At 56.1% G+C, this 2,366-nt stretch carries 3 protein-coding genes and 1 pseudogene; 1 reads left to right on the top strand and 3 read right to left on the bottom strand.

The genetic code is table 11. The annotated features are described in order from the left end of the window. Positions 1-147: pseudogene (locus tag AUR66_RS17025) on the top strand (TATA-box-binding protein); the annotation flags it as partial. Between the two features lie 161 nt (positions 148-308). Here the strand turns inward: AUR66_RS17025 and gdhB are convergent. From gdhB to AUR66_RS17015, 3 genes are all read right to left on the bottom strand, one after another. Then, on the bottom strand, positions 309-1,604 hold the full coding sequence (gdhB, locus tag AUR66_RS17020; RefSeq protein ID WP_058573374.1) for a glutamate dehydrogenase GdhB: 1,296 nt from the start codon (positions 1,602-1,604) through the stop codon (positions 309-311). Further along, on the bottom strand, positions 1,604-1,747 hold the full coding sequence (locus AUR66_RS21430) for a rubrerythrin-like domain-containing protein (RefSeq protein ID WP_157533197.1): 144 nt from the start codon (positions 1,745-1,747) through the stop codon (positions 1,604-1,606). Before AUR66_RS21430 ends, gdhB begins: the two co-directional genes overlap by 1 nt. 135 nt (positions 1,748-1,882) lie before the next feature. After that, positions 1,883-2,366, bottom strand: a 484-nt coding sequence (locus AUR66_RS17015) for a helix-turn-helix domain-containing protein (protein WP_197409848.1), incomplete at its 5' end; no start/stop codon positions are given.

The raw sequence follows: 2,366 nt of genomic DNA, 5'->3' as shown, positions 1-2,366 counted from the left end.
GTCTACCGAATCGACGAGCCAAATGTGGTCGTTCTCCTGTTCGGGTCCGGGAAGATTGTCATCACTGGTGCGAAGAAAGTCGAATACGCGCGCGAGGCGATTCAGGTCGTGAGTGACGAAATCGATTCGCTTGGACTCCTCGGCTGAGAAAGGGGCAGGTTCCATCTCTCCCAGTATCTCTCTGGACGCCGACCAATAGGTGGTTACCGGACATTCAAGGGGACATCGATTGTGCTATCCCTGAATCCGTGTGGTATCTGAGGTTCGTGTTGGTCTCGATTGTTGGTTCGGCTATACCATTCTCAGCTCTACGGCCACAACCCCCGCGCCTCGTGTGCGTCTGCGATACGCGATAATGCGACAGTGTACGCTGCATCACGCCACGGAACGCCACGGGACTCGTGTTCGGCCTGCACCGTCTCCCATGCACGAATCATCTCCGTCTCGAGTTCGTCGTGAACACGTTCGAGTGACCACGCACGGCGGTTGATGTCTTGGAGCCACTCGAAGTAACTCACAGTCACGCCACCTGCGTTCGCGAGAATGTCTGGAACGACTGGGATTCCTCGGTCGGCAAAGATGGTGTCTGCGATACTCGTCGTAGGGCCATTTGCTCCCTCGACGATGAGATTTGCTCGAACGCTGTCTGCGTTCTCCCCGGTGAGCACGTTCCCTACTGCTGCTGGGATGAGCACGTCTACGTCGAGTTCGAGGAGTTCCTCGTTCGAGAGTGTCTCCGGTGCGTCGTACTTCAACACGGCTTCTGGTTCTTCTTCGTGTGTCGGTACGTCGTGGGTGTCGAGACCGTCTGGGTCGTAGATAGCGCCGTTCACGTCTGAGACGGCGACGACAGTCGCACCGTAACTATCGAGCAGCCGTGCTGCAGGAGCACCGACGGACCCGAATCCTTGGACTGCGACAGTCGTCTCTTCGATGTCCCAACTGAGATAGTCGATTGCCTCTCGGGCAATGATTGCAACCGAGCGTCCCGGCGCAGTCTCACGACCTTTGCTCCCGCCGATTATTGGCGGTTTGCCGGTCACGACACCGGGAATGGTCTCGCCTTCTTGCATCGAGTACGCGTCCATCACCCACGCCATGGTCTGTGGGTCGGTCCCCATGTCGGGTGCTGGGATGTCTTTCATCGGCCCAATTGTTGTCCGAAGTTCTTGCGTGAAGCGTCGGGTGAGACGCTCTTTCTCGTCGAGGCTCAACGCTTTTGGGTTGACTGCGACACCACCTTTTGCACCGCCGAATGGGAGGTCCATCACGGCGCACTTCCACGTCATCCACATGGACAGCCCGACACATTCGTCTCTGGTGACGTCTGGGTGGTACCGTAGACCACCCTTGTACGGGCCTCTGACACTATCGTGTTGGGCTCGATAGCCGGTGTACACCTCTACTGTCCCGTCGTCACGCTCGATTGGGACGGTCACTTCGTGGACCGTCGTCGGGTATCTGAGGCGTTCGACCACGTTCGGGTCGATTTCGAGGTGTTCGGCGGCCCGGTCGAGTTGTCTTCGCGCTGTTTCGAGGGCAGATTCCGGTACCGACGCCTGGGAAGGTGAGGAATCGGTTCCCTCTGAGTTGGGCGAACTCATTACTCGAGAGGTGTTCCGCGATTTCGCATCCGCCCACTACAGTCAGGGCATCTCCCCGGATTTTCGTCTTTGACGATGACCGTCCCACACTGAAAGCATTCGTACGGTTGGTCGCTGTCGGTGTCTGGTGTGACATCTCTCATAGCTAGTAGAACGAACCGACTACGTCGGTCACGCTCTGAAAATGGATACTAAGTGTTTTAGGGAGTATCTATTTGTTGAATGGTGAAGGGCTGTGCAAACATACACTTCAATATTCAACCCCAATATCGGGTATGCTACGTTACTGTTTGAACCCCCCTTTCGTCTAGGAGTGCAGAAAAGAGCTTACGTTGCACCGTTCGGACGTGCTGGTAGAATGCTGCCGGTGAAATACCGAGCATCGAAGCAACGTCCTCTCCTGTGTTCTCACGAGGACTTTCGAAGAACCCGCTGTAGTAGGCCGTCTGGAGAACCTCGAGTTGCCGTTCGGTCAGTTGCTCGAAGAACGTTGGACCAGCCATCTGTGTGGTCGATTGGTCGATATTGTGTTTCGACAGGAGTTCCGTCTCTCCGAACGTCCGCTGAAGAAGGTCAGTTACCCGCCGCAACTCGACACTCTCTGGAACGTCGACGACGATAGTCGTCAACGACGGTGTGACAGATGCACTCTGGAATAAGGCACCATGGTCGGCGAGTTCGAGGGCGATAAACGGTTGTGAGAGTCGAATTCTGAGAACTCCACTGGTCCCCTCGGACGAAATTCGTTGCACGTCGTCGATT

This window comes from Haloferax profundi, from assembly GCF_001469865.1.
Taxonomy (GTDB): domain Archaea; phylum Halobacteriota; class Halobacteria; order Halobacteriales; family Haloferacaceae; genus Haloferax; species Haloferax profundi.
This window is presented reverse-complemented; position numbering and strand designations above follow the sequence as displayed.

Excerpts from the sequence above, each read along its gene's own strand:
- gdhB (WP_058573374.1), bottom strand. The coding sequence starts at position 1,604 with ATGAGTTCGCCCAACTCAGAGGGAACCGATTCCTCACCTTCCCAGGCG.
- AUR66_RS21430 (WP_157533197.1), bottom strand. The coding sequence starts at position 1,747 with ATGAGAGATGTCACACCAGACACCGACAGCGACCAACCGTACGAATGC.